At 73.7% G+C, this 21,088-nt stretch carries 26 protein-coding genes and 1 pseudogene; 14 read left to right on the plus strand and 13 right to left on the minus strand.

The annotated features are described in order from the left end of the window. Window positions 1-9: 9 nt before the first annotated feature. Window positions 10-1,482, plus strand: a complete 1,473-nt coding sequence (locus GA0070604_RS15820; RefSeq protein ID WP_167363484.1) for a vWA domain-containing protein — start codon at window positions 10-12, stop codon at window positions 1,480-1,482. Window positions 1,483-1,533: 51 nt separating this feature from the next. Here the strand turns inward: GA0070604_RS15820 and GA0070604_RS15825 are convergent, their stop codons facing one another. Both GA0070604_RS15825 and GA0070604_RS15830 read right to left on the minus strand, forming a co-directional pair. Next, a complete protein-coding gene (locus GA0070604_RS15825; protein WP_091118636.1) occupies window positions 1,534-2,352 on the minus strand; it encodes a TIGR04222 domain-containing membrane protein in 819 nt (272 codons plus the stop codon). A gap of 116 nt (window positions 2,353-2,468) precedes the next feature. Continuing rightward, window positions 2,469-4,019 carry a glycosyltransferase family 39 protein gene (locus tag GA0070604_RS15830; protein ID WP_091118637.1) on the minus strand — a complete coding sequence of 517 codons (1,551 nt, stop codon included), beginning with the start codon at window positions 4,017-4,019 and terminating at the stop codon, window positions 2,469-2,471. 113 nt (window positions 4,020-4,132) lie between these two features. On the opposite strand from GA0070604_RS15830, the gene GA0070604_RS15835 reads away from it, so the two are divergent. Further along, window positions 4,133-4,618 (plus strand): GNAT family N-acetyltransferase, encoded by a 486-nt coding sequence (locus GA0070604_RS15835; RefSeq protein ID WP_091118638.1) that lies wholly within the window; start codon window positions 4,133-4,135, stop codon window positions 4,616-4,618. Here the strand turns inward: GA0070604_RS15835 and GA0070604_RS32460 are convergent. Then, window positions 4,599-4,754 (minus strand): hypothetical protein, encoded by a 156-nt coding sequence (locus GA0070604_RS32460; RefSeq protein ID WP_167363485.1) that lies wholly within the window; start codon window positions 4,752-4,754, stop codon window positions 4,599-4,601. The genes GA0070604_RS15835 and GA0070604_RS32460 overlap by 20 nt on opposite strands. 14 nt (window positions 4,755-4,768) lie before the next feature. Here GA0070604_RS32460 and GA0070604_RS34345 point away from each other — a divergent pair. The 4 genes and pseudogenes from GA0070604_RS34345 to GA0070604_RS15850 all read left to right on the plus strand — a co-directional run. Continuing rightward, window positions 4,769-4,858 (plus strand): annotated as a pseudogene (locus GA0070604_RS34345) (hypothetical protein); the annotation flags it as partial. Between the two features lie 64 nt (window positions 4,859-4,922). Next, window positions 4,923-5,096, plus strand: coding sequence for a hypothetical protein (locus GA0070604_RS33580; protein ID WP_244161924.1), 174 nt, complete (start codon window positions 4,923-4,925; stop codon window positions 5,094-5,096). A 73-nt stretch (window positions 5,097-5,169) separates the two neighbouring features. Continuing rightward, window positions 5,170-5,724: a VanZ family protein gene (locus tag GA0070604_RS15845; protein WP_244161925.1), complete on the plus strand. Its 555-nt coding sequence runs from the start codon at window positions 5,170-5,172 to the stop codon at window positions 5,722-5,724. A gap of 105 nt (window positions 5,725-5,829) precedes the next feature. Continuing rightward, the gene (locus tag GA0070604_RS15850; RefSeq protein WP_091118640.1) at window positions 5,830-6,339 is read left to right on the plus strand and encodes a GNAT family N-acetyltransferase; all 510 of its coding nucleotides are present in this window, start codon (window positions 5,830-5,832) and stop codon (window positions 6,337-6,339) included. On the opposite strand, the gene GA0070604_RS15855 is transcribed toward GA0070604_RS15850, so the two are convergent. Further along, window positions 6,318-7,301 (minus strand): helix-turn-helix transcriptional regulator, encoded by a 984-nt coding sequence (locus tag GA0070604_RS15855; RefSeq protein ID WP_091118641.1) that lies wholly within the window; start codon window positions 7,299-7,301, stop codon window positions 6,318-6,320. The two genes, GA0070604_RS15850 and GA0070604_RS15855, sit on opposite strands and share 22 nt — an antisense overlap. Before the next feature lie 125 nt (window positions 7,302-7,426). Between GA0070604_RS15855 and GA0070604_RS15860 the strand changes: the two genes are divergently transcribed. Next, a complete protein-coding gene (locus GA0070604_RS15860; protein ID WP_091118642.1) occupies window positions 7,427-8,419 on the plus strand; it encodes a tyrosine-type recombinase/integrase in 993 nt (330 codons plus the stop codon). A gap of 54 nt (window positions 8,420-8,473) precedes the next feature. On the opposite strand, the gene GA0070604_RS15865 is transcribed toward GA0070604_RS15860, so the two are convergent. Beyond that, a complete protein-coding gene (locus GA0070604_RS15865) occupies window positions 8,474-8,761 on the minus strand; it encodes a helix-turn-helix domain-containing protein (protein WP_244161926.1) in 288 nt (95 codons plus the stop codon). Window positions 8,762-8,826: 65 nt separating this feature from the next. Between GA0070604_RS15865 and GA0070604_RS15870 the strand changes: the two genes are divergently transcribed. Continuing rightward, the gene (locus GA0070604_RS15870) at window positions 8,827-9,735 is read left to right on the plus strand and encodes a saccharopine dehydrogenase NADP-binding domain-containing protein (protein ID WP_244162205.1); all 909 of its coding nucleotides are present in this window, start codon (window positions 8,827-8,829) and stop codon (window positions 9,733-9,735) included. 122 nt (window positions 9,736-9,857) lie between these two features. Here the strand turns inward: GA0070604_RS15870 and GA0070604_RS15875 are convergent, their stop codons facing one another. Genes GA0070604_RS15875 through GA0070604_RS15880 form a run of 3 tightly spaced genes read right to left on the minus strand, consistent with a single transcriptional unit; the run spans window position 9,858 to window position 11,993 of the window. Further along, complete coding sequence (locus GA0070604_RS15875; protein ID WP_091127168.1) at window positions 9,858-10,229, minus strand: VOC family protein; 372 nt, start codon at window positions 10,227-10,229, stop codon at window positions 9,858-9,860. Between the two features lie 58 nt (window positions 10,230-10,287). Continuing rightward, window positions 10,288-10,452: a hypothetical protein gene (locus tag GA0070604_RS32465; RefSeq protein WP_167363486.1), complete on the minus strand. Its 165-nt coding sequence runs from the start codon at window positions 10,450-10,452 to the stop codon at window positions 10,288-10,290. Then, window positions 10,425-11,993, minus strand: coding sequence for an acyl-CoA dehydrogenase family protein (locus tag GA0070604_RS15880; RefSeq protein ID WP_091118644.1), 1,569 nt, complete (start codon window positions 11,991-11,993; stop codon window positions 10,425-10,427). The genes GA0070604_RS32465 and GA0070604_RS15880 overlap by 28 nt, the downstream gene beginning before the upstream one ends. A gap of 44 nt (window positions 11,994-12,037) precedes the next feature. On the opposite strand from GA0070604_RS15880, the gene GA0070604_RS15885 reads away from it, so the two are divergent. Beyond that, on the plus strand, window positions 12,038-12,562 hold the full coding sequence (locus GA0070604_RS15885) for an Rv0361 family membrane protein (RefSeq protein ID WP_377592989.1): 525 nt from the start codon (window positions 12,038-12,040) through the stop codon (window positions 12,560-12,562). 3 nt (window positions 12,563-12,565) lie between these two features. Here the strand turns inward: GA0070604_RS15885 and GA0070604_RS15890 are convergent, their stop codons facing one another. The 3 genes from GA0070604_RS15890 to GA0070604_RS15900 are packed head-to-tail and all read right to left on the minus strand — an operon-like array spanning window position 12,566 to window position 15,513. Continuing rightward, window positions 12,566-13,285, minus strand: coding sequence for a thymidine kinase (locus tag GA0070604_RS15890; protein ID WP_091118645.1), 720 nt, complete (start codon window positions 13,283-13,285; stop codon window positions 12,566-12,568). A gap of 54 nt (window positions 13,286-13,339) precedes the next feature. Beyond that, complete coding sequence (locus tag GA0070604_RS15895) at window positions 13,340-14,731, minus strand: MFS transporter (protein ID WP_091118646.1); 1,392 nt, start codon at window positions 14,729-14,731, stop codon at window positions 13,340-13,342. 14 nt (window positions 14,732-14,745) lie between these two features. Beyond that, window positions 14,746-15,513: a glycerophosphodiester phosphodiesterase family protein gene (locus GA0070604_RS15900; RefSeq protein ID WP_244161927.1), complete on the minus strand. Its 768-nt coding sequence runs from the start codon at window positions 15,511-15,513 to the stop codon at window positions 14,746-14,748. Window positions 15,514-15,612: 99 nt separating this feature from the next. Between GA0070604_RS15900 and GA0070604_RS15905 the strand changes: the two genes are divergently transcribed. After that, on the plus strand, window positions 15,613-16,068 hold the full coding sequence (locus GA0070604_RS15905) for a helix-turn-helix domain-containing protein (RefSeq protein ID WP_091118648.1): 456 nt from the start codon (window positions 15,613-15,615) through the stop codon (window positions 16,066-16,068). Continuing rightward, window positions 16,061-16,429: a DUF4180 domain-containing protein gene (locus GA0070604_RS15910; RefSeq protein ID WP_091118649.1), complete on the plus strand. Its 369-nt coding sequence runs from the start codon at window positions 16,061-16,063 to the stop codon at window positions 16,427-16,429. The genes GA0070604_RS15905 and GA0070604_RS15910 overlap by 8 nt, the downstream gene beginning before the upstream one ends. Before the next feature lie 43 nt (window positions 16,430-16,472). Here the strand turns inward: GA0070604_RS15910 and GA0070604_RS15915 are convergent, their stop codons facing one another. Then, complete coding sequence (locus GA0070604_RS15915; RefSeq protein WP_091118650.1) at window positions 16,473-17,156, minus strand: NAD(P)-dependent oxidoreductase; 684 nt, start codon at window positions 17,154-17,156, stop codon at window positions 16,473-16,475. A 59-nt stretch (window positions 17,157-17,215) separates the two neighbouring features. On the opposite strand from GA0070604_RS15915, the gene GA0070604_RS15920 reads away from it, so the two are divergent. Then, the gene (locus GA0070604_RS15920; RefSeq protein WP_091118651.1) at window positions 17,216-17,641 is read left to right on the plus strand and encodes a winged helix-turn-helix transcriptional regulator; all 426 of its coding nucleotides are present in this window, start codon (window positions 17,216-17,218) and stop codon (window positions 17,639-17,641) included. Between the two features lie 58 nt (window positions 17,642-17,699). Here the strand turns inward: GA0070604_RS15920 and GA0070604_RS15925 are convergent, their stop codons facing one another. Next, the gene (locus GA0070604_RS15925) at window positions 17,700-18,479 is read right to left on the minus strand and encodes a lysophospholipid acyltransferase family protein (RefSeq protein ID WP_091118652.1); all 780 of its coding nucleotides are present in this window, start codon (window positions 18,477-18,479) and stop codon (window positions 17,700-17,702) included. Window positions 18,480-18,657: 178 nt separating this feature from the next. Here GA0070604_RS15925 and GA0070604_RS15930 point away from each other — a divergent pair, with 178 nt between their 5' ends. Together GA0070604_RS15930 and cydB are read left to right on the plus strand one after the other, a co-directional pair. Beyond that, the gene (locus tag GA0070604_RS15930) at window positions 18,658-20,070 is read left to right on the plus strand and encodes a cytochrome ubiquinol oxidase subunit I (RefSeq protein WP_091118653.1); all 1,413 of its coding nucleotides are present in this window, start codon (window positions 18,658-18,660) and stop codon (window positions 20,068-20,070) included. Between the two features lie 12 nt (window positions 20,071-20,082). Continuing rightward, the gene (cydB, locus tag GA0070604_RS15935; protein WP_091118654.1) at window positions 20,083-21,081 is read left to right on the plus strand and encodes a cytochrome d ubiquinol oxidase subunit II; all 999 of its coding nucleotides are present in this window, start codon (window positions 20,083-20,085) and stop codon (window positions 21,079-21,081) included. Window positions 21,082-21,088 lie beyond the last annotated feature (7 nt).

Consider the following 21,088-nt stretch of genomic DNA (forward strand, 5'->3'; position numbering starts at 1 on the left):
ATGGTCCACATGCGACGAGCGCCGCTGCCGCTGCTGGCGGCGCTGGCCCTCACGATGGCGGTGTCCGCCTGCTCCGTCGGCGGCGCACCGCGAAGCGACTCGGCCGGCGGACCGGTCCGCCACCACGAGGGCGCGCCCTGGTCCGGTGGCGACGAGACGGCGACGAAGGACGACCCACGATCCACCTTTGGCGTCGACGTCGACACCGCGTCGTACGGCTACGCCCGCCGCCTCATCATGGACGGGCGACTTCCCGAACGCACCGCCGTACGACCCGAGGAGTTCGTCAACTCGTTCCGGCAGGACTACGCGGAGCCCGCGGGTGACGGCTTCGCCGTACACGTCGACGGCGCCCGGCTCCCCGACACCCACGAGGCGTCCGGGGCGGTCCGGTTGATGCGGGTCGGCCTGCAGACCCGCGCGGAGGACCGGGAGAGCCGTCCGGACGCCGCCCTCACCTTCGTGGTCGACGTCTCCGGGTCGATGGACGAACCCGGCCGGCTCGACCTGGTGCGCGACGCGCTGCACACCCTCGTGGACCAGTTGCGCCCCACCGACTCCATCGCCATCGTCGCGTTCAGTCGCGAGGCCCGGGTGGTCCGGGAGATGACCCGCGTCTCCGACGCCGAGGAGCTACACGACGCCGTCGACTCCCTCCGTACGCGGGACAGCACGAACCTTGAGGCCGGGCTGGTGCTCGGCTACCGGGTGGCCCGCGACGGGTTCCGAACCGGCGCGACGAACCGGGTGATCGTGCTCTCCGACGGGCTCGCCAACACCGGCCGGACCGAGGCGGAACCGATCCTGCGCCGGGTACGCGACGAGGCGGCGAAGGAGATTGCCCTGCTCGGCGTGGGGGTGGGCAGCGAGTACGGCGACGAGTTGATGGAGCAACTGGCCGACCAGGGCGACGGCTTCGTGGTGTACGCCAGCGAGCGCGCCCAGGCCCGGAAGCTGTTCGTCGGGCAACTGCCGGCCACGCTGAGCGTACGGGCGTTGGACGCCAAGGTGCAGGTGAGCTTCGACCCGAAGACGGTGCGGTCCTACCGTCTCATCGGATACGACAACCGGGCGCTCGACGACGAGGACTTCCGCGACGACTCGGTCGACGGCGGCGAGGTCGGTCCCGGGCACAGCGTCACGGCGCTCTACGCGGTGCGGCTCGCCGACGAGGCGTCCCCGTCGGCCCGGGTCGCCCGGGTGCAGGTGCGCTGGACCGATCCGCACGACCGCAGGGCCGCCGAGGCGTACGAGTCGGTGACCGTCACCGATTTGGACCGGGCCTTCGGCGCGGCGTCGCCACGGTTGCGGACCTGCTACGCGGCGGCCTACTTCGCGCAGGCCCTGCGGGGCGGCCCGTACGGCCGGGAGGTACGCCTGGGCGACCTGGCGGCGATCGCCGAGGAGGCGGCCGCCGCCAGCGAGGACGCGGAGGTGAGGGACCTGGCGCGAGTGATCCGCCGCGCCGCGGAACTCAGCTGATCGCCCGCGGCAGCGCCCCTGGCGCCGGTGCCCGCCGGGGGCGTTCCGGGGTCAGCCGCGCTTCGCGGTGACGTAGTCGCGGGGCCGGGTGCGATCGGGGTCGACGCCGACCAGCTCGGCGAAGCGCGGATCGACGGCGAGCAGCGGGCGCGGCCCGAACACCGCCATCGCGGTCAGCAGGTCCTCGGTGCCCCGCTCGCTCCACGCCGGCCGCTGCTCGGGCGCCAGCTCCGCGTACGCGCGGCGCTGCCGGCGCAGCACCCGCCGGGCGGCCGCACCGGTCTCCGGCACCTCGCACAGCCACCAGCCGGCGAGCAGGGTGGCCAGGCAGCACAGCAGCAGGCCCGCCACGGAGGCCGGGCCGCCGGCCGAGCGCCCCTCCACCGCGCTGTCCACCAGCCGGGTCACCCCGACCACGGCGACCGCGAACAGTGGCAGGGTGCCCAGCGCCAGGCGCCGCCGCTGTCCTCGGGTGAGCAGCCAGCCGTCGCGGACCAGCCGGCCCACCAGCCGGCGCAGCGCGCGGCCCACGCCGGGGTCGGCGAGCACGGCGGCCCAGGTCTGCGGCCGGCGCAGCGCGGTGTGCAGGGCGCGTACCAGCGGGGCGGACCCGGATGGCGCCGGGCCGTCCAACGACAGGGTCGCCAGCTCTCCGAGGTGCACCACCCCAGCCCGGCGCAGCGTCGCCACGCCCACCTGGCAGGCCAGCCCCGCCCGGTCGGTCAGGTACGCCAGTTCGACGGTCGACAGCGGCTCGCCCTGGGTCCGCCACCCCACCAGCGCCCGCACCGCCAGGGCGATCGCGAGGGCCCCGGCCACCCCGGCGAGGTAGTCGAGGAGGAAGACCGGACCGCTGACACCCCACAGCATGTCGACAAGTATTCATCGCCGTCCGGCTCCGGCCCGAACCGCCCGGGTCTACGGCGTCAGGCGGTCACGGGGCGTGACTGTAGCGCCCATGATCAAGGTGCGCAGCGGAATATTGATCAGCCGGCGTGGCGTACCTCGGTGTCCCAGATCTGTGACCACGGCCGCCGCAGCCCCCGGCAGACGTAGACCGGCAGACCGTTCTCGTCGTTGGCGACGTCGACCCGCAGGTCGATCCGGCCGGCCTCGGTGACCTCGGTGAACCAGCCTCGAAGCTGGTCGGGGCGGGCCCAGCCGACGGCGATCACCACGTCGGCGTCGGCCGGCGGGCGGCCGAATCCGGCCATGCTGTTGTGCCCCGAGTACGCCCGCGGCAGCCCCCGCTGCGGCCCGTACCGGGCCACCGCGCCCGCCTCGCCGTAGTTGCCGGTCAGGATCACCGCGCGTGACCGCTGCGGCGGCGGGAGGCCACGGTGGACGGCGGCGAGCGAGTCGGCGAACGCCGGCCAGCCGATGGTCTCGCCGGCGTCGTAGTTGACGTCGACCACGAAACCGGGCAGCCGGTCGGCGGGCAGGGTGGGCAGCAGCAGGATCGCGCTGCCGGCCAACGCCACGGCGGCACCGGCGGCGACCAGCACCCGCCGGCCCCACACCGCGCCCCGGCCCGCCCACTCGGCGGTGACCACCGCGCCGGCGGAGGTGACCGCCAGCAGCAGCGGCGCGTCGTAGTAGCCCTTGCCGCCGCCGAGCAGCACGATCGCGAACACCACCGGCCAGGCCCAACCGATCGCCCGGTACGCCCGCCAGGCCGGCCGGCGCAGCAGCGCCACCAGCCCGGCGACCCAGATCGGCACCGCGCACGGGCTGATGATGACCAGTTGCAGCACGACCGCGTCGAGGCGGCCACTGTAGGAGCTGTCGCCGCCGGCGATCGAGGACGCCACGGACAGCTGGGGGAAACCGTGCGCCGCCTGCCACACCAGGTACGGCGCGGCGAGCACGACGACGATGCCGGCGGCGGCGTACAGCCACCGGTCGCGCAGCAGCCGGCGCGGCCCGGCGATCACCACCCCGGCCAACAGACCCACGGCGAGCAGGGCGGGCAGCAGCTTGTTGAGCATGCCGACGCCGAGCACCACGCCAACGCCGAGGAGCCACCGGCTGTCGCCGGTGCGCAGCATCCGCACCACGCACCAGGTCGCGGCGAGCCAGACCACCAGGTCGACGGTGGTGGTGCTGAGCAGGTGGCCGGGGCCGAGGACGATGCCCGCGACGGCGCCGAGGAACGCGGCCAGCAACTGCGCGCCCCGGCCGCCGCCCAGCTCCCGCGCGATCGCCGCGACCAGCACCACCGCCGTGCCGGCGAGCAGCGCCGACGGGGTACGCAGCACCACCAGGTTGCCGGGCGCGATCGTGTCCATCAGCCGGGCCAGGGCCGGCACCAGGGGCCCCTGGTCGGCGTATCCCCAGTCGAGGTGCCGGCCGCAGAGCAGGAAGTACAGCTCGTCGCGGTGGTAGCCGTAGCGGCCGGCGAGTAGCAGCAGCACGGCGGTGACGGCCGCGCCGACCAGCCACGGCCCGGCGGCACGCGGACCGGGCGCCGGGGGGAGCACGTTCGCCGGAGGCGTTTCGGTCGTGGAGCGGTCGAGTTCGCTGACGGGTTCGGCCACGTGCCCATCTTCGTCGTCTTTCGCCACTGTGGGGGTCCGTGGCCGGTCCCCTGTGGTCACGGATTGGGAAAACCGGATCGCGGACGGTCAGGCGGGCGGATAGCGTGCCCGGAATGCGGATCCGCGAGTTCACCGAGTCCGACTGGGTGCAGGTCTGGCCGATCATCGAGGACGTCATCACCGCCGGGGAGACGTTCCCGTACGACCCGGCGTGGCCCGCCGAGGTCGCGTACGACGTGTGGGTGGAACGACCGCCCGGACGCACGGTGGTCGCCGACGAGGACGGCCGGATCCTCGGTACCGCCAAGATGGGCGCCAACCGGTCCGGCCCCGGCTCCCACGTGGCGACCGCCAGCTTCATGGTCGCCGCCGACGCGCGCGGCCGTGGCGTGGGCCGGGCCCTGGCCGAGTACGCCCTGGACCGGGCCCGCCGCGACGGCTACGCGGCGATGCAGTTCAACGCGGTGGTGGAGACGAACGAGGCGGCCGTGGCGCTGTACCGGCGGCTCGGGTTCGCGGTGATCGGCACCGTGCCGGAGGCGTTCACCCACCCGAGGCTGGGCCGGGTGGGCCTGCACGTCATGCACCGCCCGCTGTGACCCGGACGAGTTTGCCTTCCGGCGTGTCGACCGGCCAGCCCAGCCGGCGTACGCCGGGCACGGCGGCGGTGCTGACGCAGGCGAGCAGCACCAGCGGCGCCGCGTACGTGGCCAGGGCCAGGTTGCCCAGCAGCACCCGCCCTCGCCGGCGACCTGCGCATGGCCCCCGCCTCGATCACCGCCCGGGTGGACGCGCTGGTCCGCCGCGGGTTCGTCCGGCGGATCCCGTCCGACGTGGACCGGCGGCGGGTCGACGTCGAGCTGACCGACGCCGGGTCGCGCCGCCTGGCAGCGCGCCCTCGCCGTGGTCGGCGACGAGGAGCACCGGGTGCTCGGCGCGCTGACCACGGACGATCGGCGGCTCCTGTCCGACCTGCTACGCCGGGTCATGCTGGCCGCCGAGCACCGGCGAGCGCGACCGCCTACTTCGACGCGCCGCCGGCCCGGCCCTGACCCGGCAGAGGAGCGGCTCGGGTAGCTCTTTCCGGTCGGACGGAGGCGGGGGCGGCATGCTCAAGGGGTGGCACGGCTGGATCGGCACGTTCACTGGCGTGGCACTGATCACGGTGGCCATGCTGCCGTTGGCCGCGCTGACGGTGTGGGCTCTGGCACGCGGTCGGCGGGCCACCGGCACCACGCCGACATGGGCGTGGCGGAGGTCGCTGGCCGAGGTCGGCATCGTCTACGGAACGGTGCCGTGGGTATGGATGATCATGTTGCCGGGCGACCGGGCCGGGGCCGTGTCCGGTCGGGTGAGCCTGGTGCCGCTGCGGGATCTGCTGACGATCGCCACCGCCGGGCCGCTGACGGCGGCGGTCCAGGTCGTCGGCAACCTGCTGGTGTTCGCGGCGCTGGGGTTCCTCGCCCCGCTGCGGTTCGCGGCGCTGGCGTCGGTACCACGGATCCTGGCTCTCGCGGCGGGCTGCTCGGTCCTGGTCGAGGCCGCGCAGTACGTCCTGCGGCTGGACCGGGTGTCCTCGGTCGACGACGTACTGCTCAACGCCGCCGGAGCCGGGCTGGCCGCGCTGGCGTCACGGCCCTGGTGGCGCGCTACGGCCAGAGCGTCGTCGGATCGACTCCGATCGGCCCCGGTGCCGGGCCGCTGAGCCGACCACGTGGCCCTGCTCCGACATCTGGTCGACGACCTGCCCCTCGCCGGCGACCGCGGCCGTGACCGGAAAAGCCGTTGACCGTCCGGCGAGGATCAGGCGGTGACGACCTGGACCACGAGCCTGACCTCTCCCGACGCCCCCGACGCGGCGGCCCTGCTGCGCGAGTACATGGCGGAGATGGTCCGCCGCTGGTACGGCCGCCCGGAACGCCCGGACGAGGTGACCGAGGCGCTGGCCGAGATGCCCAGCGACGACCTCGCCCCGCCCACCGGGCTGCTCCTGCTGGCCCGCCACGACGGGCAGCTCGCCGGCTGCGCCGGCCTGCGCTGGTGTCCCGGCTGGGCGGAACTCACCCGGGTCTACGTCCGTCCCGCGCACCGCGGCGCCGGCGGCGGGGCCGCCCTGCTGGCCGCCGTCGAGGCGTACGCCCAGGCTGCCGGGGCGGACCGGATCCGGCTGGACACCCGGGCCGACCTGGTCGAGGCCCGCGCCCTGTACGCCCGGCACGGCTACCGTGAGATCCCGGCCTACAGCGACGGCCCATACGCCCAGCACTGGTTCGAGAAGCCGCTGACGGCCCCCGTCGGCTACGCCGTCGGCGCGGAATAGAGCCGGGTCAGGGCGTGCGCGGTGGCGGTGAGCCGGTCCCGCAACTCCGCCGGCGCCAGCACCTCCACCTCCGCGCCGAGCTTCAGCAGCTCGGTGTGGGCATGCTTCACCGACTCGATCGGCACGCTGGTCTCCAGCCAGCCGTGCTCGTCCGGCTCGCCGGCCGCCGCCCGGGCCGCCCGGCTCATCTCCGGCGGGAAGACGTACGCCGAGAACTCCAGCGCGGCCACCGTCATCCGGACCCGGGCCTCGGCCCGGTAGACGTCCCGCTCGTACCGCTGCGTCCACTCCCGCCAGTACTCGGCCAGGTCGAAGTCGGCCGGCCGCTCGTAGCGCTCGTCGCGTACCACCAGGTCGAGCACCGCGCCGACCCGGTAGGTGCGCAGCTGCTCGCCGCACCGGGCCACCAGATACCAGCGTCCGGCCTTGAGCACCACGCCCAGCGGGGCCACCACCCGGGTCACCTCGCGCGGCGCCCGCCACCGCCGGTAGCGCATGTCCACCAGCCGGTCCTCCCAGGCGGCCCGGGCCAGCGCGGCCAGGTGCGGGGTGGGCTCGGGGTGCCGGAACCAGCCGGGCGCATCCAGGTGGAACCGCTGCCGTATCCGGCCACCCCGGTCGGCCAGCTCGTCGGGGAGCGCGGCCAACAGTTTCAGCTCGGCGGCGGCCACCACCGGCCCCAGGCCCAGCTCGGCGGCCGGGCCGGGCATCCCGGCCAGGAACAACGCCTCGGCCTCCGGGGCGGTCAGCCCGGTCAGCCGGGTCCGGTAACCCTCCAGCAGCCGGTACCCGCCGGCCGGGCCCCGCTCGGCGTACACGGGCACGCCGGCCGCGCCGAGCGACTCGACGTCCCGGTAGACGGTCCGGACGGAGACCTCAAGGGCGTCGGCGAGTTCCGGGGCGGTCATCCGCCCCCGCGTCTGCAGGAGCAGCAGCAGGGAAACCAGACGGCTGGCACGCACCCGCCGACCGTATCCCGGCCGGGAAACCGGTCGCGGCGGGCCCCGCCGGCTGGCGGAAGATTCAATCTGATCTTCATGGGCGCGCCTCGTCGCGATCCACCCCGCCGGCTGAGAGTCTTTCTCGCATGCTGCGTCCCGACGTTGTGCCCCGTTGGTCGGCCCGTCCCACGCTGCGCGGCGGGCCGGCCGACTTCACCGAGGCGTGGCTGCGCAACCGGCGACTGTCGGAGCACACCCGCGACGCGTACCGGCGGGACGTCGCCGGCTGGCTGAGCTGGTGCGCCGGGCGCGGCCTCGATCCCCTGCGGGCCACCTTCCTCGACGTCAACGCCTACGGCCGGGAACTGGAGGCCACCCTGGGCGCGCGCAGCGGCCGGCCGCTCACCCCGGCCACCGTCGCCCGCCGCCTGTCGGCCCTGTCCAGCTGGTACGACTTCCTGGTCAAACTGCGCGCGGTGGAGGCCAACCCGGTCACCGCCGCCGACCGTCCCCGTGTCGACCGCGACCACTCGGCCACGGTCGGCCTGACCCCGGAGGAGGTCGACGCGCTGCTCGCCGCCGCCGAGGCGGACACCGGCCCGACCGCCGCCCGTAACCGGGCCACCATCGCCCTCCTGGCGGACCTGGGGCTGCGGGTCGGCGAGCTGATCTCGCTGGACCTGGCCGACCTGGGCGCCGAGCGGGGGCACCGCAGCATCCGGTTCGTCGGCAAGGGCGGCAAGGTCCGTCGCCGGGCGCTCACCCCCGGCACCGCGTACGCCGTCGACGCGTACCTGGCCGCGCGGGCCGCCGCGCAGGGGGTGACCGTGCCCGAGCTGACCGGGCCGCTGCTGGTCACCGCCACCGGCGCCCGACTGGACCGGCACTCGGTGTTCCGGCTGGTCCGCCGGCTGGCCCAGGCCGCCGGCATTCCCGCCTGGGCGAAACTGTCCCCGCACTCGTTGCGGCACGCGTTCGCCACCGCCGCCCGGTCCGAGGGGGTGCCGCTGGAGGACGTGCAGGACGCCATGGGGCACGCCGATCCGCGCACCACCCGCCGCTACGACCGGGACCGGCACAACCTGGACCGCGACCCGGCGTACGTCATCTGGGCCGCCCGGGCCCGCCGCCGCGGATAGTCCGTTCGCCTACGGCTGCGCGCGCGCGCCGAGACGGCCGAGAGCCGCGCGGCCTCACGCCCGGAACGTGCGGCGGTAGGCGTCCGGCGGCACGCCGATCGTGCGGTGGAAGTGGCGCCGCAGTGTCGTCGCCGTGCCCATGCCCGCGGCCGAGGCGATGGTGTCGATGCTGTCGTCCGTGATCTCCAGCAGCTCCTGCGCGCGGCGGATCCGCTGCGTCAACAGCCACTGCAGCGGAGTGGTGCCGGTGACCGAGCGGAAGTGGCGGGCCAGGTGGCGCGAGCTCAGGTTCGCCTGGCGGGCCAGGTCCTCCACGGTGAGCGGCTGGTCCAGCCGCCGCATCACCCAGGGGAGCAGCTCGGCCAGGGGATGGCCGTCCTGGGCGCGACCAGGACAAACTGCTGGCGCTGGCCCGACCGGGGCTCGACGCGCGGCAGGCGTCGGTCGACGACCCGGCCGCACTCGACCGTGCGCTGCACGGCGCGGCCGCCGTGATCAACTGCGCCGGCCCCTTCGCCACGACGGCCGCTCCACTGGTCGAGGCGGCGCTCCGCGCCGGCATCCCGTACGTCGACGTGGCGGCCGAGATCGAGGCGAACCTCGACACGTTCGCGCACTTCGCGGACCGTGCCCGCGCCGCGGGCACGGTGGTGGTCCCGGCGATGGCCTTCTTCGGCGGCCTCGGCGACCTGCTGGTCACCACCGCGATGGGCGACTGGACGGCGGCGGACGAGGCGCACATCGCCTACGGCCTGAGCAGTTGGCACCCCACCGGCGGAACGCTCGCCTCCGGCACCGTCTCGGGGCAGCGACGCGGGGGCCGCCGTGTCCGCTACACGGGCGGACGGCTGGAGTACCACGACGACGCTCTGCCGACCCTGGAGTGGCCCTTCCCGGCTCCGCTCGGCCCCCAGCACGTCATCGGGGAGTTCACCATGGCCGACGTCGTCACCGTTCCCAGCCACCTGGCCGTCCCCGAGGTGCGCACCTACATGACCGCCAGGGCAGCCGCGGACCTGTCCGCTCCCGACGCCTCGGCACCGACCGCCGTCGACGAGCGTGGCCGCTCCGCGCAGACCTTCGTCGTGGACGTCCTCGTCCGCCGCGGCGGCACGGAACGCCGCGTGGTCGCCGCCGGCCAGGACATCTACGCCATCAGCGCGCCGCTCGCGGTGGAGGCCGTCGAGCGCGTCCTCACCGGCCGGACCAGGGCCGTCGGCGTCGCCTCCGCGGGCGCGGCCTTCGACGCCCCGGACTTCCTCCGCGCCCTGTCCCCGCACCTCTCGCTGCACGTCCCGCTCGACACACGCGGCTGACCGGCGACCCGCGCCGGGTTCAGAGACCGACGGCCGGCTCGCCGTGCGCGGGGCCGGAAGCCGTCGCCAAAGGTGGTGCGCCGGCTCGCCGGGCGGCCACGCGCCCGGCGAGCCGGCCGTGATCAGCCCTGCGGACGGGGGCAGACGCAGAACGGCTGGCCGATCGGGTCGAGCAGCACGGTCCACCGTTCACCGCCCGGCTGGAACTCCGGCTTCGTCGCGCCGGCCGCCAGGAGTTCCTTCTCGGCGACGGCCGGGTCGTCGACGTGCAGGTCCAGGTGGTAGCGCTTGCCGGCGGCCTCGTCCGGCCAGGCCGGCGGAGCGTACCCGTCGACCAGGCCGAAGCCGATCGAGGTCCCGTCCTTGCTGATCATGGCGTATTCGGCCTGGCTGTGGGTGACCTCCCAGCCGAGGGCACGGGCGTAGAACCCGGCGTGGGCGACCGGGTCGGAGCTGTCGAGATTGACCATCGCGAGGTCGGCGTGCACTGTCATGCCGCCCATCCTGTCGACAGATCCTGACATCCTCTGACAGGTACCAGAGCGGATCTTCTCAGCAGAGCAGATCCAGGTGCCGGTGGGCGTCGGCGGCGATGTCCTCGTGCCGCAGCCGGCGCCGCGCCCAGAGCCGGGCCGCCACCTCGGCCTGCTCGTCACCCCACGCCGCCTGCTCCACCAGCAGCGCGGTGGTCAGCGCGTACGCGGTCCGCAGCGCCAACCCCGCGCGCCGGCCACCACCTCGACCGCGGCCGGGGCGGCGGCGACCTCGCCGAGCCGGTCACGCAGCTCGTCGGTGGCCGTGGCGAGGGTGTCGGCCAGGGCGGGGGAGAGCGGTCGGGCCAGGTCGACGGCGGCGGCGAGCCGGCGCAGCAGCGGGACGCCGGCGTCCTCCCGGGCGACCGCGCGCAGCACGTCCAGGGCGAGCACGTTGGTGGTGCCCTCCCAGATCGGCAGCACCTGCGCGTCGCGCAGCAGCCGCGGCACCCCGGCGTCCTCGACGTAGCCGGCGCCGCCGAACGCCTCCACGTACTCGCTGGCGGAGGCCACGGCCAGCCGGCCGGTGGCGAGCTTGGCCAGCGGCGCCACCACCCGCAGCTCGGCGGCGGCGTCCGGGTCGCCGCCCACCTCGACCCGCCCCAGCAGCGCGAACGCGTGCCCGGCGAGGACGAACGCGCCGGCCGCGTCGACGGCGAGAGCGCCGAGGGTGGCCCGGTGCAGCGGTGAGTCGGCGAGCCGCCCCCCGGCGACCTGCCGAGCCTGCGCGTACGCGCGGGCGTAGGCCAGGCCCCGGCGCATGCCGGAGGCGGCGGCGGAGGCGTTGTGCACCCGGGTCACCACCACCAGGGTCATCGTCCGGACCAGGCCGGGCACGGCCGGGTCACCCAGCGGCAGCGCGTACGCGTCGCGCAGCCCGATCTCGGCGGTGGGCAGCGCCCAAGTGCCCAGCTTGTCCTTGAGCCGGTGCACGGTGACCCCGGGTGCGGGGGCGTCGGCGGCGACGGTGGCGCCGGCCAGCGGCGAGTCGGCGGCGTAGCGGGGCACCAGGAACGGCGCGAGCACCCGGCTGCCGCGGCCGGCGCCGTCCGGACGGGCCAGCGCGACCGCCACGGCCGAGTCGGCGGCGGAGCAGAACCACTTCTCGCCGCTCAGCCGCCACGACCCGTCGGCGGCGGGCCGGCCGACGGTGCTGGAGCGGGACAGGTCGGAGCCGCCCTGCGACTCGGTCATCCACTGCCCGCTGACGATCGCGGTGTCCGGGTCGGTGGCGGTCAGCCGGGGCAGCCAGGCGTCACGGACCGCGGCGTCGACCTCGGGGAGGCTGAGCAGCGCGGCGGCGCCGTCGGCCATGGCCACCGGGCAGGAGAAGGTGGCCGACTCCGGCGCGTACAGGTGCAGCAGGGCGTGCTGGACCACCCGGGCGGAGGCCCCCCAGGTGGCGCGGGCGTCGGGCAGGTAGGGCAGCGCGACCACGGCGTGCCGGGCGGCGGCGGCCCGCTGGGCCTGCCAACCGGCGGAGGTGTCGATGCGGTCGACGCGGGCGCCCCACGGGTCGTAGCGGACCAGGGCCGGCGGGTGGGCCTCGGCGTCGGCGTGCGCGGCCCGCAGCGGCCCGGTGACGTCGACGGCCAGGTCGGCCAGGCGCCCCTTCGCGGCGGCGTGCCCGGCCGGGCCGAGGTGCCGCTCCAGCCAGGACCGCAGCAGCGGATCCCCGGTGTACGGGTCGTCGGGAGTGGGCACCGGCTGCACGTAACGGGTCATCGGCGGCTCTCCTTGAGGGGTTTGGGCCGACGGTAGTCGATGCGATGGCACCGGCGACAGGCCGCAACTTCCTGCGCGGCGCCCACGCGGCTGCCTACGGTTTGGAGTTGATGGGCAGGGAGCGGGAGTGGAGCAGGCCGGCCCGGCGGGTCCGGCGGGGCCGAGCCGGGCTGCTGTTCGGCGGCCTCGGGCTCGGCCTGTGCCTGATCGGGGTGGCCGGACTGGCGTTGTGGAACGTGCAGGTGCTGTGGCGGGCCGACCGCCCGGTGCGGGAGACCGCCGACAACTTCCTCCACGAGGTCGCCGCCGGGGAGACCGACCGGGCGTACGACAAGCTGTGCCGGCAGGCGCGCGGCAAGTGGAGCGCGGTCGGCTTCGGCAGCTGGGTGCGTACCCCGCCGCAGGTGCGCGGCTACGAGATCACTGACGTGTCGGTGGCCACCCAGCGCGGCGTCCCACACGCCAGGGTGACGGTGCGGCTGACCCGCGACGGCGGGGCCAGCGAGGACCGGACACTGCCGATCGTGCAGGAGGACGGGAGGTGGCGGATCTGCGGGGACCCGTTCTGAGGGTCAGCCGCGCGGGCCGAGGTCCCCGGAGCGGTAGTGCCGACGGCAGAGCACCTGGTATCGCACGTCGGCAGAATCCACGGTGTCGCCGATGACGACCTGTTCACCCTCGCGGACCACCCGCCCCTCGACGACCCGGGCGTTGAGCAACCCCTCCCGCCCGCACCAGCACAGCACCTCGACCTGGATGCGGGCCACCTCGTCGGCGAGTTCGAACAGCCGCCGCGCGGCGGGGAACAGGCAGGACCGGAAGTCGGTGGCCAGCCCGAAGGCGTACACGTCGACGTCGTAGTGGTCGACCAGTTCGGCCATCTGCTCGACGTGGTCCAGGTTGTAGAAGGACGCCTCGTCGCAGATCAGGTAGTCGACGCGTCCCCCCTCGGCGGTCGCGTCGCGGACCAGGTCGCGCAGGTCCAGGTCGTCGGTGACCTCGATGGCGGCGTGGGCCAGGCCGATGCGGGTGGTGACCCGCGGGCCGAGTGAACGGTCGATGCGGGTGGTGACCAGACCGCGACGGCCCTGCCGGGCGTGGTTGTAGTTCATCTGCAGGGCCATCGTGGACTTGCCGCAGTCCATCGGCCCCCAGAAGAACCGCAACGCGGCGGCGTGCAACGGCCGCCCGTCGACGCCGCGTGCGGCGGCGCAGCCGCCGGCACGGTCGTCGCCGGGGCCCGGGAGGGGCCGGGCCAGGCAGGTCGGGGCGGCAGCGGCGTCGTCGGTCACGTCCGGGCAGCCTAGTCCATCGGCCACCCTTGATCATGCGGGCGCGCGGCCGCCCTACAGCACCCGGGGTGGCGTGTTGCCGGCGGCGACGATGGCCCGGCGCATCGGCACGGCCGCCAGCAGCGCGAACCCGACCACGAAGAAGATCAGCAGGGAGACCAGGCCCACCCGGTACGAGGCGGTGAGCTGGAACACCAGCCCGAAGGCCAGCGGCCCGAGCCAGCTGGTGCCCTTGTCGCTGATCTCGTAGAAGCCGTAGTACTCGCCCTCCTTGCCGGCGGGGATGAGCTGGCTGAACAGCGACCGGCTCAACGCCTGGCTGCCGCCGAGCACCAGGCCGATGCAGGCGCCGAGGATCATGAACGGCACGGGCGCCTTGGCCGGCAGCCGGAACGCGGCGACGATCACCCCCGTCCACAGCACCAGCGACAGCAGCACCGTCTTCCAGGCGCCGATGCGCCGCGCGAGGGCCCCGAGGGCGAGCGCCCCGCCGAAGGCGAGGAACTGCACCAGCAGGATCGTCACGATCAGGGTGCTCTGCTCCAGCCCCAGCTCCTCGGTGCCGTACTGGCTGGCCAGGGTGATGACGGTCTGGATGCCGTCGTTGAAGACCAGGAAGGCGAGCAGGAAGAACAGCGTCAACGGGTACGCCCTGATCTCCCGCAGGGTGCGGCCGAGCTGCCTGAACCCGTCGGTGAGCACGTTGCCGCCGCCGCGCAGCGCCTCGGCGGTGGGGTGCTCGCGCAGCCAGCGCAGCGGCAGCAGGGTGAACGCCGCCCACCACACCCCGGCCGAGACGATGGACCAGCGGGCCAGGTCCAGGGTGCGCTGCGGGTTGCCGTCCTCGCCGAGCATGCTGACCGCGACCAGGTTCAGCGCGAGCAGCAGCCCGCCGCCGAGGTAGCCGATGGCCCAGCCGCGGCTGGAGATGCTGTCGCGGTCGTCCGGGCCGCCGAGCTGCGGCAGGAACGAGTTGTACACGACGACGGCCGCGCCGAAGGCGATGTTGGCGATCAGGAACAGCGCCCCGCCGAGCAGGTACCGCTCGCCGGTGACGAAGGCGAACGCGATGGTCGCCCCGGCGCCGGTGAACGCGGCGGCGCCCAGCAGCCGCTTCTTGTGCAACGACCGGTCGGCGACCGCCCCGATCACCGGCAGCACGAAGACGGTCAGCAGGACCGACAGCGACACCAGATACGGGTAGTAGGAGCCGGGGGAGACCCGGATGCCCAGCGGGTGGACGTACCCGTCGCAGCTGTCGGCGCCCAGCTCGCAGCCGGCGGCCAGCTTCGTGACCGTGGTCAGGAACGGGCCGAGGAAGACCGTGATCACCGTCGTCTGGAACGCGGAGTTCGCCCAGTCGTAGAAGTACCAGCCGGTGCGCTCGCGGCGGGTGCTGCCCGGGCTGGCGGACCCGGCGACGGTGGGGGCGACCGTTTCGGCCATCGGCTTCCTCTGGCTCAGGCGGCCCAGTGGCCGCGACTGCGGTAGACGTCGCGGAGCACGCCGACGTGATCGGTCATGATGCCATCCACACCGAGATCAAGTAAGTGGTGCATCTCGGCGGGTTCGTCGATGGTCCACACGTGCACCTGCAACCCGAGCCGGTGGCAGTACGCGAGGAACCGGCGGTCGACCACCGGGATGCCCCCGTACCGGACGGGGACCTGGGCGGCGACCACGGACGGGGGCAGCCGCAGCGACCGCCCGTACAGGGAGGCCATCCGCAGCCGGGCCACCCCGCGCATGCCGAGGCTGGTGGCGATCTTCGGCCCGGCCAGGGCACGCAGCCGGGCCAGCCGGGCGTCGCTGAACGAGGCGAGCAGCACCCGGTCGCCGGCGCCGGCCCGGGTGACCGTGTCGAGCGCCGGCTGGACGCCGCCGTCGGCCTTCACGTCGATGTTGAACCGGACCTCCGGCCAGGCGGCGAGGACCTCGTCGAGGCGGGGGACGACGGCGGCGCCGCCGACGCGTACCGAGGCCAGGTCGGCCCAGCGCAGCTCGGCGATACGGCCCCGCTCGCCGGTGACCCGGTGCAGTGTGGCGTCGTGGAAGATCACCGCCACGCCGTCGGCGGTGGCGTGCACGTCGGTCTCCACGTACCGGTAGCCGAGCGCGACGGCCCGGGCGAACGCGGCGGCGGTGTTCTCGTCGCCGTCGGCGGCGCCGCCACGGTGGGCGAAGGCCAGCGGCGCGGGGGCGTCGAGGTAGCCGTAACGGGGCTGCACGCCGGAAGTATGCCGGGCGCGGGTGGCGTCCGGGTGACCGCCCGGCATCCGACCCACGAACTTCCCTATCGCTCCCTATTATGCGTACGATAGGGAACGATGAGTGATGACCTGTATTCGGTCGAGCAGGTGGCCGACCTGCTCGGCCTGCACGTACGCACCGTGCGCGGCTACATCCGCACCGGCCGGCTACGCGCGGTGCGCATCGGCAAGCAGTACCGCATCTCCCGCGCCGACCTCGACGCGTTGACCGGCCGGCCGGAGCCGGCACCACCCGCCGGTCCGCCGGCGCTGGAGGTGTCCAGCATCGTGCAGGTCGACGGCATCGGCCGGGCCGCCGCCGACCGGCTCGCCACGCTGCTGCTCGCCGGCGTCAACACCGGCCACGACCCCGCGCGCCCGCTGCGCGTACAGACCGTCCACGACGAGGAGCGACACCGCATGAAACTCGTGATCCTGGGTGACGCCGCCGCCACCGCCGACCTGCTGCACCTGGTCGACGCGGTGCTGCGCGGCGACAACGGCCTGCTCTCCGGGGAGGTGCCCGGTGCCTGACCTGATCCAGGAGCGTGCCGGGGTGCCGGTGCTGGTCTGTGACCCGGCCGGACCGCCGGTGGCCACCGCCGAGCAGGCCCTCGACCTGATCGGCGCGGCCTTCGCCGGCGCCGAGGTGGTGGCCGTGCCCGCGGACCGGCTCGCCCCGGACTTCTTCACCCTGGGCACCCGTTTCGCCGGCGAGGTCATGCAGAAGTTCGTCAACTACCGGCTGCGGCTGGTCGTCGTCGGGGACATCACCGCGCATCTCGCGGCCAGCTCGGCGCTGCGCGCCCTGGTGGCCGAGTCGAACCGGCACGACCACGTGTGGTTCGTGCCCGACCTCGACGCCCTCGACGCACGGCTCTCCGCCGGCGGGTGACGGCTCGCCCCATCCCAGGCCGACGCACGCGCGTTGGCGTGGACTACCGGCCCCGGGGAACGACGGCGACGCGGGTGTTGCGGACGGTCGGGTTCATCAGCTCGGCGATGACGGCCTCGGCGTAGCGGGCGTGGGAGAGTCGCGCCGTCGCCTGCTGCCGGGTGACGGGCTCTGCGATCAACCGGTAGCCCCGCTCGGCCTCCTGCTCGGTGCCGAATCCGGCCGGCGGCGCCAGGATGGCCCAGTCGAGTGCCGTGGCCCCCAGTGCGGGCAGTTCCCGTGCGTGCGCCTCGGCGAATGGTGCCAGCCGGGGTGGAAACAGCGTGGGGTCGTCCATGACGAGATCGCCCGAGTCCAGCCTCAGCGTGGCCGTCAGACCGACCGCGACCAAGCGTCGATGCCGCCGGGTCCAGTGCTCATCCAGCCCGGTCACGATCTTGGCGTAATAGTCGAGGTCGAAGCCGTCGAACGACGGTGGCGGTGCGGTGAAGGGCGTGACGGCCAGCACGACGGCGTCGGCGGTACGCAGCACCGGCGCCAGCTGCTCGGCATGTTGAGCGTCTCCCTGGGCGGTCCGCAGCATCGGGTGCGGCGGCAGCTGGTGCCGGGCCGGATCGCGGAGCACGGCGGTGACGCGCTGCTCCGCCCGGAGCAGGGCGGCGGTGACGGCACGGCCGACACGGCCGGCGGCACCCAGGACAGCGACGTGTCGGAACGCGGTAGGCATGCCCGGACAGTAGGCGACACGCCCCTGGTAACCGCAACGTAACCACCTACGCTGGATCGATGGCCAGGACCACCGGGGCGTTGCCGACGTTCGATCCCGCTTGCCCCATGAGCACCTTCCCGATCCAGGTCGGCGGCAAATGGACCGGGATGATCGTGCTGTGCCTTGAGGCCGGTCCGCGGCGCTTCGGCGTCCTGAGGCATCATCTTCGTCCGATCAGCGCCAAGGTCCTCGCGCAGACCCTGCTCGCCATGGACCGCGACGGGCTGGTGCGTCGGCGCCCGCTCGCGGGCACCGACGACGGCGGCGTCGAGTACGAGCTGACGCCGCTCGGCCGGACGCTGCTGGGCGTGATCGAGCACGTCCGGGCCTGGTCGCGAGACAACCTCGGCGAGCTCACGCGCGCGAGGGACGCCTTCGACGAGGCCAACGCCCCGTGGCAGGGCGAGGCTCGGGCGAGTGCCCAGGAAGCCGCGGCCCACTGACGCCGCTCCGGCCCGGCCGGCCCCCTGCCGGCCAACCCTCGGCGCGCCGGCTGGCAGGTCAACCGCCCGCCGCCCGCCGACGGTGGGAGCGGGTGGTGTCGATGGGACGGCCGGGGTCGACGTGGCGGGGCCGGTCCGGTTCGTCGGGGCGCAGCGGCGCCAGGTTGTCGGTGATCGCGTCGATGATCCGGTCGGTGGCCCGCCGGGCCGCCCCGGGCGTGGCGGGCGGCACGTCGGCCAGGGCCACCGGGGCGCCGAAGTGCACCCGGATCACCGGCCGCCGCACGATCGCCCGGACGACTCCGCCGAGCATGCCCTTCGGCGCCCGGTACGGCAGCACCTCGTGGGAGCCCCACTGGGCGACCGGGACGACCGGGGCGCCGCTGGCGAAGGCGAGCCGGGCGGCCCCGGTCTTGCCCCGCTCCGGCCACATGCCGGGGTCCAGGCCGATCCGCCCCTCCGGATACAACAGCACCACCGAGCCGCCGGCCACGGCCGCGGCGGCGGTTTCCAGCGACTGGTGCACGGAGCTGGTGCCCCGGTCCACCCGGATGTGCCCGGCGCGGCGCATCAGCGGTCCGACCACGGGGGTGCGGAACAGCCCGCCGGTGGCCATGATCCGCGGCGCGACGCCGCGGACCCGGCAGGCGGCGGTCAGCACCACCGGATCGAACGGGCTGATGTGGTTGGCGGCCAGGATCAACGGCCCGTGCCGCAGCTCGTCCGGCACGTCGCCGGTGACCTCGAGACGGCCCAGCAGGCCGACGACGCCGCGGGCGAGCAGTTGCGCGGTACGCCACAGCAGTGGCGCGCGCCAGGGGGCGGTCGCGGTGTTCATCAGTCGTGGATGGTCGCACGCGGACGGCCGGCCGGATGATCCGGACCCGGGCCCTGCGGCAGAGGTGATCAGGGTCATTGGTCCCGGGTCGGGTCGGGCCCCCCGACCCTGCCGATTCTTCTACGACGCCGGGTAGTATCTACTACGTCTCGTAGTATGCACAGCCTGGGGGTTGCAGGTGGACGCGTTGGACGTCGCCCGCTGGCAGTTCGGTGTCACCACCGTCTACCACTTTCTCTTCGTGCCGTTGACCATCGGCCTGTCCATCCTGGTGGCCATCCTCCAGACGATGTGGCACCGCACCGGCAACGAGCGATACCTGAAGCTGACCAAGTTCTACGGCAAACTCTTCCTGATCAACTTCGCGATGGGCGTGGTCACCGGCATCGTGCAGGAATTCCAGTTCGGCATGAACTGGAGCGACTACTCCCGCTTCGTCGGCGACATTTTCGGCGCCCCCCTGGCCATCGAGGCCCTGGTCGCCTTCTTCCTCGAATCGACCTTCATCGGCCTGTGGATCTTCGGCTGGGACCGGCTGCCCAAACGACTGCACCTCGCCAGCATCTGGGCCGCCGCCATCGGCACCAACCTGTCCGCGTACTTCATCCTCGCCGCGAACTCGTTCATGCAGAACCCCGTCGGCTACCAGATCAACCCGACCACCGGCCGTGCCGAACTGACCGACTTCCTCGCGGTGCTCACCAACAAGGTCGCCCTGGTCACCTTCCCGCACACCCTCGCCGGCGCGTTCCTGGTCGCCGGATCGCTGATCGTCGCCGTCGGCCTGTGGCACGTCATCCGCAACCGCGACAGCGCCGACACCGGCGCCTACCGCTTCGCCACCAAGTTCGGCTCCTGGGTCGTCCTGGTCTCCTCCGCGCTGGTGCTGCTCACCGGCGACATCCAAGGCAAGATCATGACCGACGTGCAGCCGATGAAGATGGCCGCCGCCGAGGGCCTCTACACCACCGAGAGCCCCGCCTCGTTCTCCGTACTCACCGTCGGCAGCCTCGACGGCAGCCGCGAGGTCTTCGCCATCAAGATCCCGTACCTGCTGTCGTTCCTCGGCACCGGCGACCCCAACGGCACCGTGCAGGGCATCAACGACATCCAGGCCCAGTACGCCACCCAGTACGGCCCCGGCAGCTACACCCCGATCATCCCGGTCACCTACTGGAGCTTCCGCTTCATGATCGGCCTCGGGCTCGCCGCCGCCGCGATCGCCCTGCTCGTGCTCTGGACCCAGCGCAAGGGCCGCACCCCGACCAGCAAGTGGCTGCTCCGCGCCGGCCTGATCATGCCCGCCCTGCCCCTGCTGGCCAACTCCTTCGGCTGGATCTTCACCGAGATGGGCCGCCAGCCCTGGATCGTCTTCGGCGAGATGCTCACCCGTGACGGCGTCTCCCGCACCGTCTCGCTGACCGAGGTGCTCACCTCGTTCACCGCGTTCACCCTCATCTACGCCGTCCTCGCCGTGGTCGAGTTCAAACTGCTGCTCCGCTACGCCAAGGCCGGCGTACCCGACGTCACCCCGACGCCCGAACCCGACGACACCGACGACGCCGAGCGCCCGCTCGCCTTCGCCTACTGACCGGAGCCCACCGTGGAACTGACGACCGTCTGGTTTCTCCTCGTCGCCGTACTGTTCACCGGCTACTTCATCCTCGAAGGCTTCGACTTCGGCGTCGGCATGCTGCTGCCCGTCCTCGGCCGTGACGACCGGGAACGCCGCGTCCTGATCAACACCATCGGACCCGTCTGGGACGGCAACGAGGTCTGGCTCATCACCGCCGGCGGCGCCATGTTCGCCGCCTTCCCCGAGTGGTACGCCACCCTCTTCTCCGGCTTCTACCTGCCGCTGCTGCTCATCCTGCTCGCCCTCATCGCCCGCGGCGTCGCCTTCGAATACCGGCACAAGCGCCCCGAAGCATCCTGGAAACGCCGCTGGGACCAGGCCATCTTCTGGGGCTCGGCGATCCCGGCCGTGCTGTGGGGCGTGGCGTTCGCCAACATCTTCCGCGGCGTGCCGCTGGACGCCGACCACGAGTACGTCGGCGGACTGCTCGACCTGCTCAACCCGTACGCCCTGCTCGGCGGCCTGACCACCCTCGGCCTGTTCCTCACCCACGGCGCCGTGTTCCTCGCCCTCAAGACCAGCGGCGACATCCGCGACCGCGCCGGCGCCCTCGCCGTCAAGGTCGGCGTCGGCACCGCCGTCGTCGCCGTGGCCTTCCTCGCCTGGACGCTGACCATCCGCTCCAGCACGGCCGCCGTCGTGCTCGCCGTCGGCGCGGCCCTCGCCCTGGTCGCCGGTCTCGCCGCCGCACGGGTACGCCGGGAAGGCTGGGCGTTCACCGGCACCGCCGTGGCCATCGCCCTCGCCGTGGCCACCCTGTTCGCCGCGCTGTTCCCCAACGTGCTGCCGTCCACCCTCGACGCCGCCGGCACCCTCACCGCCAGCAACGCCGCCTCCACCCCCTACACCCTGAAGATCATGACCTGGGTGGCGGTCATCTTCACCCCGATCGTGCTCGCCTACCAGGGCTGGACCTACTGGGTGTTCCGCAAGCGGATCGGAGTGGCGAACATCCCGCAACACTGACCAAACC

This window comes from Micromonospora eburnea, from assembly GCF_900090225.1.
Classification (GTDB): domain Bacteria; phylum Actinomycetota; class Actinomycetes; order Mycobacteriales; family Micromonosporaceae; genus Micromonospora; species Micromonospora eburnea.